6 protein-coding genes are annotated in these 6,902 nt (G+C 73.5%); 1 reads left to right on the top strand and 5 read right to left on the bottom strand.

Annotation, left to right across the window (positions count from 1 at the left end; genetic code table 11):
• From GT042_RS27195 to GT042_RS27180, 4 genes are all read right to left on the bottom strand, one after another.
• On the bottom strand, nt 1-603 hold a 603-nt coding region (locus GT042_RS27195), incomplete at its 3' end, for a DUF5336 domain-containing protein (RefSeq protein ID WP_161311368.1).
• A gap of 182 nt (nt 604-785) precedes the next feature.
• The gene (locus tag GT042_RS27190; RefSeq protein ID WP_161311370.1) at nt 786-1,715 is read right to left on the bottom strand and encodes an N-acetylmuramoyl-L-alanine amidase; all 930 of its coding nucleotides are present in this window, start codon (nt 1,713-1,715) and stop codon (nt 786-788) included.
• 14 nt (nt 1,716-1,729) lie between these two features.
• The gene (locus GT042_RS27185) at nt 1,730-2,389 is read right to left on the bottom strand and encodes a class I SAM-dependent methyltransferase (RefSeq protein ID WP_161311367.1); all 660 of its coding nucleotides are present in this window, start codon (nt 2,387-2,389) and stop codon (nt 1,730-1,732) included.
• A 161-nt stretch (nt 2,390-2,550) separates the two neighbouring features.
• Entirely contained in the window at nt 2,551-4,323 is a 1,773-nt protein-coding gene (locus GT042_RS27180; RefSeq protein ID WP_161311366.1) for an MFS transporter, read from the bottom strand.
• Nucleotides 4,324-4,584: 261 nt separating this feature from the next.
• Here GT042_RS27180 and GT042_RS27175 point away from each other — a divergent pair, with 261 nt between their 5' ends.
• Nucleotides 4,585-6,015, top strand: coding sequence for an MFS transporter (locus GT042_RS27175; protein WP_237531243.1), 1,431 nt, complete (start codon nt 4,585-4,587; stop codon nt 6,013-6,015).
• 19 nt (nt 6,016-6,034) lie between these two features.
• Here GT042_RS27175 and GT042_RS27170 read toward each other — a convergent pair whose 3' ends face one another.
• Nucleotides 6,035-6,676: a response regulator transcription factor gene (locus GT042_RS27170; RefSeq protein WP_345943938.1), complete on the bottom strand. Its 642-nt coding sequence runs from the start codon at nt 6,674-6,676 to the stop codon at nt 6,035-6,037.
• Nucleotides 6,677-6,902: the final 226 nt, after the last annotated feature.

Below are 6,902 nucleotides of genomic sequence, written 5' to 3'. Positions count from 1 at the left end.
CGCCCCGGACTGGCCGGACTGCGCGCCGTACGGCTGGGACTGACCCTGCTGCGCGCCGTACGGCTGCTGGCCGCCCGGGTAGCCGTACCCCTGGCCGGGAGCACCGGGACCGCCGGGCTGTCCGGCGTACGGCTGCGGGGCCGGCGGCCTCGGGGCGCCGAGGAGCGGGGCCTTGAGCGGCGGTACGAGCGGGGTCGCCACCGCGGCGCCCGCCAGGATCAGCGCCGCGATGAAACCGAGGATGAGCCCGGCCCCCGCGTCGACGCTGAACCCGTCGGGAAGGATCGCGGAACCCGCCGGGTCGAAGAGAGCGCCGAGCGCGGTCCACGCCGCGAACACCGTGAACGCGACGCCGAACGGGGCCAGTTCGATCCCCGCGACCTTCAGCGGCCGGGGCAGCGCGCGGGACACGACGATCAGTGCCGCGCCGATGAGGCCCGCCAGGTAGATCCCCAGGATCAGGACGCCGTTGTCCCAGGCGGTCGGCGCGTTGTCGCACCCACTGCCGTCGCAGCCGATCGTGTTGAGGAACGAGGCGATGAACAGCAACACCGCTGCTCCGATCACCACGCCGTCGCCTCGTGTGAGGGAGCGGAAGTTCACGTGAAAATCCTTCGTCAGTCGTCTCGTCGGGGCGGTCTCGTGGGCCGCCGTCAGGCGGTGCGCGGTGTGAAGCTCGGGGGCGGCTCCCCATCGTACGGATGAATCTATCGCCTGCCCGAGGGGGGCGTCTGCCCGGTGCCCGGACGCCCGGGGCCCGTTGGTGACGCCGCCGGGGACGCGCCTCAGCGCGCCAGATAGCCGCTGATGCCCTCGGCGAGCCCCCGCGCCGCCTTCTGCCGCCACTCCGCGCTGGTGAGGAGCGCCGCGTCCTTCGGATCCCGCATGTTGCCGCACTCCACGAAGACCTTCGGCACGGTCGAGAGGTTGAGTCCGCCGAGATCCTTGCGGACGTCCAACCCCGTACCGTCACCGATGTAGTTGGAGGGAGCGCTGCCTGTCACGGCCGCGAACCGGCCGGCGATGTGCTCGCCGAGGTCGCGCGAGGGGCCGACGATGGGTGTGGTGTCGGCGCCGCCGCCCTTCACCAGGCCGGGCAGGATGACGTGGAAGCCGCGGTTGCCCACCGCCGAGCCGTCCGCGTGGACGGAGACGACGGCGTCGGCCTTCGCCTTGTTGCCGATCCGGGCGCGCTCGTCCACACATGGGCCGAACGGCCGGTCGTCGTCCTGGGTGAGGGTCACCGTCGCGCCCTCCTTCTTCAGGAGGTCGCGCAGCCGGTGCGACACGTCGAGTGTGAACCGGGCCTCGGCGTAACCGTCGTTGGTGGCCGTGCCGGTGGTGTCGCACTCCTTGCGGGTCGGGCCGATCTGCACCTGCTGGTTGATCTCGCTCGTGTGCAGGTGGTTACGGGTGTTGTGCCCCGGGTCGATGACGACGACCTTGCCCGCGAGGGGGCCGGGGCCGGGCGCGGTGGGCTCCACGTCGCCGGGGACGCCGTCGTCGAGCAGGGTGCCGGAGCGGCCGGTCGGCGAGGCGGCGGGGGTGACCGCCGCGGCGGTGCCACCGTGGCTGTCGGCTCCTCCCACGCCCCGCCAGACGAGCACTCCCACCACGGCGGCCGGCACCAGCGCGGCGACCGTGAGCGTGAGCGGGGTCCGGCCGAAGCGGCGGCGGGGGGCGGGCTGGCTCTCGTCGTACGACACGCCCGTGATCGTAGACCTCGGGCTCAGAGTCCCGCCGCCGTACGCCGCAGGACACGGAGCGAGTCCGTCACCGAGACCTCGGTGAAGGCGCCGGAGGACAGGGCGCGCCGGTAGACGCGGTACGGGGCCTGTCCGCCGTCGGCCGGGTCGGGGAACACGTCGTGGATCACCAGCAGGCCGCCCTCGGCGAGGTGCGGGGCCCAACCCTCGTAGTCGCCGTTGGCGTGCGCGTCGGTGTGACCTCCGTCGACGAAGACCAGCCCGAGCGGCCGGCCCCACACCGCCGCCACCTGCGGGGAACGGCCGACGACCGCGATCACGTGGTCCTCCAGGCCGGCGCGGTGGAGCGTACGGCGGAAGGCGGGCAGCGTGTCCATCAGGCCGAGATCGGGGTCGACCACCGACGGGTCGTGGTACTCCCACCCCGGCTGCTGCTCCTCGCTGCCGCGGTGGTGGTCGACGGTGACGGCCACCGTGCCGGCCGCGCGGGCCGCGGCGGCCAGCAGGATCGTCGAACGCCCGCAGTACGTACCGACCTCCAGGAGCGGCAGACCGAGCGCGCCCGCCTCGACCGCCGCCGCGTGGAGGGCGAGCCCTTCGTGGACGGGCATGAACCCCTTGGCGGACTCGAAGGCCGCGAGGACCTCCGGCTCCGGTGCGATCGCCTGGGTCCCGGCGGGCATGGGCTCTCCTCACGGTGGCGCGGCTGGTGCGGATGGTGTGCCTGGGTGTCGCTGATGCGGCTGGTGCGGTACGGACGGGGTGCGGGCGTCCATGGTGCCGTACGGTCCCGAACTCGCCGGCCGCACCCCGTCCCCGGCCCCGGCCCCGGCCCCACCACGCCCTAGGACGGCACCCGCTCCTGCGCCCCTTCTGCCAGCACCAGGTCGACCTCCACCGGCACCCCGCCCCCGGGGTACACGGCCGGGCACGCGAACGGCGCGTAGCCCGTGGCCGTCCCCGCCAGGACGAAGTGGCCCTCGGCGGGCGGCAGCAGCGTGTAGCCGCCGTCCTCGTCCGCGACGGTCAGCCCCGCCTGCCGCCCGCCCCGGTCGATCAGGGTGACGTTCGCCCGCGCGACGGGAGCGCCGTACGCGTCCAGCACCCGCCCCCGGAATCCGCCGGACCCGGCGACCAGCGTCGCGGACCCGAGCGGTTCGCCGCCGCCCGCCGCGTCCTTCGCCGCCCGGCGCCCCGCCGCCTGGGACGGCAGGAACGACGCCAGCACCAGCCCGCCGACCACCGCGCCCGTCGCGATGACGAACGAGATCCGGAAGCCGTGCAGGGTCGGCACCGCCACCCCGCCCGCCTGGACGGACGTGTGCGCGAGGACCATCCCGATGACGGCGCTCGACAGGGACGTGCCGACGGACCGCATCAGGGTGTTGAGCCCGTTGGCCGCGCCCGTCTCCGACGGGTCGACCGCGCCGATGATCAGCGCGGGCAGCGAGGAGTAGGCCAGTCCGATCCCGGCGCCCACGACGACCGAGATGACGACGGTCTGCCAGACGGCGCTCATCAGGCCGAGCCCGGCGCCGTACCCCACACCGATGACCAGCATCCCGAGCATCAGGGACACCTTGGGCCCGTACTGGGCGGAAATCCGGGCGTAGAGGGGAGCGGTCAGCATCATCGTCAGGCCGAGCGGGGCCACGCACAGGCCCGCGACCACCATGGACTGGCCGAGGCCGTATCCGTTGGACGTGGGCAGCTGGAGCAGTTGCGGCAGGACGAGCGTGATGGCGTAGAACGCCACCCCGACCATGATCGAGGTGAGGTTGGTGAGCAGCACCTCACGGCGGGCCGTGGTGCGCAGGTCGACCAGCGGCGCGGCCACCCGCAGCTCCATCACGCCCCAGAGCAGCAGGATGACGGCGGCCAGCGCGAAGAGTCCGAGCGTGGTGCCGGAACCCCAGCCCCAGTCACTGCCCTTGGTGATCGGCAGCAGCAGGGCGACCAGACCGGCGGAGAGCCCGATCGCGCCGAGCCAGTCGAACGTGCCCTCGGCCCGTACCGACGACTCCGGTACGAGGAAGAAGGCCAGGCCCATCGACAGCACGCCGAGCCCGGCCGAGCCGAAGAACAGGGTGTGCCAGTCGGCGTTCTGGGCCACCACCGCGGCGGCGGGCAGGGCGAGTCCGCCGCCCACGCCGATGGAGGAGCTCATCAGGGCCATCGCCGAGCCGAGCTTCTCGCGCGGCAGTTCGTCGCGCATGATGCCGATGCCGAGCGGGATGGCGCCCATGGCGAAGCCCTGGAGGGCCCGGCCGGCGATCATCACGATGAGGTTGTCGGTGAAGCCGCAGACCAGGGAGCCGACGACCATGACGGCGAGGCTTGCGAGGAGCATGCGCCGCTTGCCGAAGAGATCGCCGAGGCGGCCCATGATCGGGGTGGAGATGGCACCGGCGAGGAGGGTGGCGGTCAGGACCCAGGTGGCGTTGGCCGGTGCCGTGTGCAGCAGGGTGGGCAGGTCCTTGATGACCGGGACGAGGAGTGTCTGCATCACCGCGACGGTGATGCCCGCGAAGGCGAGGACGGGGACGATGGCGCCGGTTCCGCGCTCCCGGGTGACCGGGGGAGTCCCGGCGAACTGATCGTGCGTCGTCTGCGGCATTCGGGCGGCCTCCGGCAGGGAAGAGCGCGGGCATGGGTGTGCCGGCGAAGTGGATGCACTGTGAACCTTCTCTCGGGCCCCGGTTATTCCGGACCGGCCCCCGGTGATCTCCAGGTGGGGGAATTGATGGCCAAATGCCCATGAATGTCGCCCTCGTCGGGCCGGCGTTCCTGACGTGAGGTCACCGTCCCCGCGCGGTCCGGAGGTCGTACATCGAAATCCCGATGTACGGACCGCCGGGCGCCTGGGACCATGACCGCCATGCCCCGACCCGCCACGGAAACCGACAGCGCCTCCCTGTCCGCCCGCACCCCCGCGTCCCCCCGCACCTGGCCGGTGGTCCTCGCCGCCTGCGCCGGCCAGTTCCTCGTCGTCCTCGACGTGTCCGTGGTCAATGTGGCGCTCCCCTCGATGCGCGCCGACCTGGGGCTGTCCGCGGCGGGTCTGCAATGGGTCCTCAACGCGTACGCGATCGCCTTCGCCGGATTCATGCTGCTCGGCGGCCGGGCGGCGGACCTCTTCGGCCGCAAGCTGATGTTCCTGACCGGCCTCACGGTCTTCACCCTGGCCTCCCTCGCGGGCGGGCTGGCCCAGGAGGGGTGGCAACTGCTCGCCGCCCGCGCCGTGCAGGGGCTCGGCGCGGCCGTCCTGGCGCCCGCGACGCTCACGATCCTGACCGCCGCCGTGCCGTCGGGTGTCGCGAGGACCCGGGCCATAGGCACCTGGTCGGCCGTCGGCGCGGGCGGCGGGGCGGCCGGCGGACTGGTCGGCGGGGTCCTCACCGATCTGCTGTCCTGGCGCTGGGTGCTGCTGATCAACGTGCCGATCGGCGCGCTGGTCCTGGTCGGCGCCGTGGTGTGGCTGGCGGAGAGCCGTACGGAACAGCGCAGGCGGCTCGACCTGCCCGGCGCGGTCCTGGTGACGGCCGGCCTCGCCCTGGTCGCGTACGGCATCGTGCAGACCGAGAAGGAGGGGTGGGGCGCGGCGCCGACCCTGCTGCCGCTCGCCGCCGGGGCCCTGCTGCTCGCGCTGTTCGTGGGGGTGGAGGCGCGGACGAAGGCGCCGCTGATGCCGCTCGGGCTGTTCCGGGTACGGGCCGTGTCGGCGGCCAACGCGGCGATGTTCGTCTGTGGCGCGGCCTCCTTCAGCACGTGGTTCTTCATGACCGTGTACATCCAGAACGTCCTCGGCTACACGCCCCTGGACGCCGGACTGGCCCTGATACCCAGCTCGTTGAGCATCGTCCTCGGCTCCAAGCTGGCGCCCCGGCTGATGGCCCGGATCGACGCGCGCGACCTGGCGGTGCTGGGGGCGCTGATCGCGGCGGCCGGGTTCGGCTGGCAGTCGACGATGACGGCCGACGGGACGTACCTCACCGTCGTCCTCGGCCCCGGCATCCTGATGATGGTGGGCATGGGCCTGGCCGCGACCCCGCTGGCCGCGCTGGCCACGGCGGGCGCCGCGCCGGGGGAGGCGGGCCTGGTCTCCGGCCTGATCAACACGTCGCGCACGATGGGGGGCGCGCTGGGTCTCGCCGTCCTGTCGACAGTGGCGGCGGCGCGGACGGCGGGCGGCACCACGCCGGAGGCGTTGACGGCGGGGTACGCGCTGGCGTTCAGGACAGGCACGGGGGTGCTGCTCGTGGGGGTGACGCTGATGCTGGTGTGGCTGCCGAGGCGTACGGAGACGTGAGCGACTCCCGACCGGTCTTTCAGAGCCAGCCCTGGCGGCGGGCCGCCCGTACCGCCTCCATGCGGTTGCGGGTGCTCGTCTTGCCGATGGCCGACGACAGGTAGTTCCGTACGGTCGACTCGGACAGGTGCAGTTTCGCCGCGATGTCGGCGACGGTCGCGCCGTCGGCCGACGCGTTCAGCGCGTCCCGCTCGCGCGCGGTGAGCGGGCTCGGCCCGGCGCTCAGGGCGGCGGCGGCCAGCGCCGGATCGATGACGGTCTCGCCCGCGAGCACCCGGCGGACCGCGCCCGCCAGCTCCTCGACCGGGCCGTCCTTGACCAGGAAACCCGCCGCCCCCGCCTCCATGGCCCGGCGCAGATACCCGGGACGGCCGAAGGTGGTCAGGATCAGTACGCGACAGCCGGGCACCCGGTCCCGCAGCTCGGCGGCGGCGTCCAGGCCGCTGAGGCCGGGCAGTTCGATGTCGAGCAGGGCCACGTCGGGGTGTGAGGTGAGCGCGGCCTCCAGGATGGCGTCCCCGGTGGCCACTTGGGCGACGACCTCCATGTCCTCCTCCATCCCGAGCAGCAGCGCGAGGGCGCCGCGCATCATCCCCTGGTCCTCGGCGAGGAGCAGCCGTACCTTCGGGGCCGGGGTGTGGTCCTGCGGGATGTCCGTCACGGCCAACAGGGTAGGGCGAAGGCGGAGTCGACCCGCCTTCCGTGCCCGACTCCGTCAGCAGTCCCGGGACCGGGCGGCCGGTCGGGCGGGGGGCTTGAGGCGTCCGCACGCCGTCTTCCGCCGCCCGCCGCGCCGGTCCGTGTCCCCGGCGGCCGGCCCTGGCGCGGCCGGGGCGGTGGCGTTCGCCGAGGCGTCCACCGGGAGGACGGCCGTGACGCGGAAGCCG

The sequence above is a fragment of the Streptomyces sp. SID3212 genome, from assembly GCF_009865405.1.
Classification (GTDB): domain Bacteria; phylum Actinomycetota; class Actinomycetes; order Streptomycetales; family Streptomycetaceae; genus Streptomyces.
Note: the sequence above shows the minus strand (reverse complement) of the source record. Positions and strands in the feature narration are given on the sequence as shown.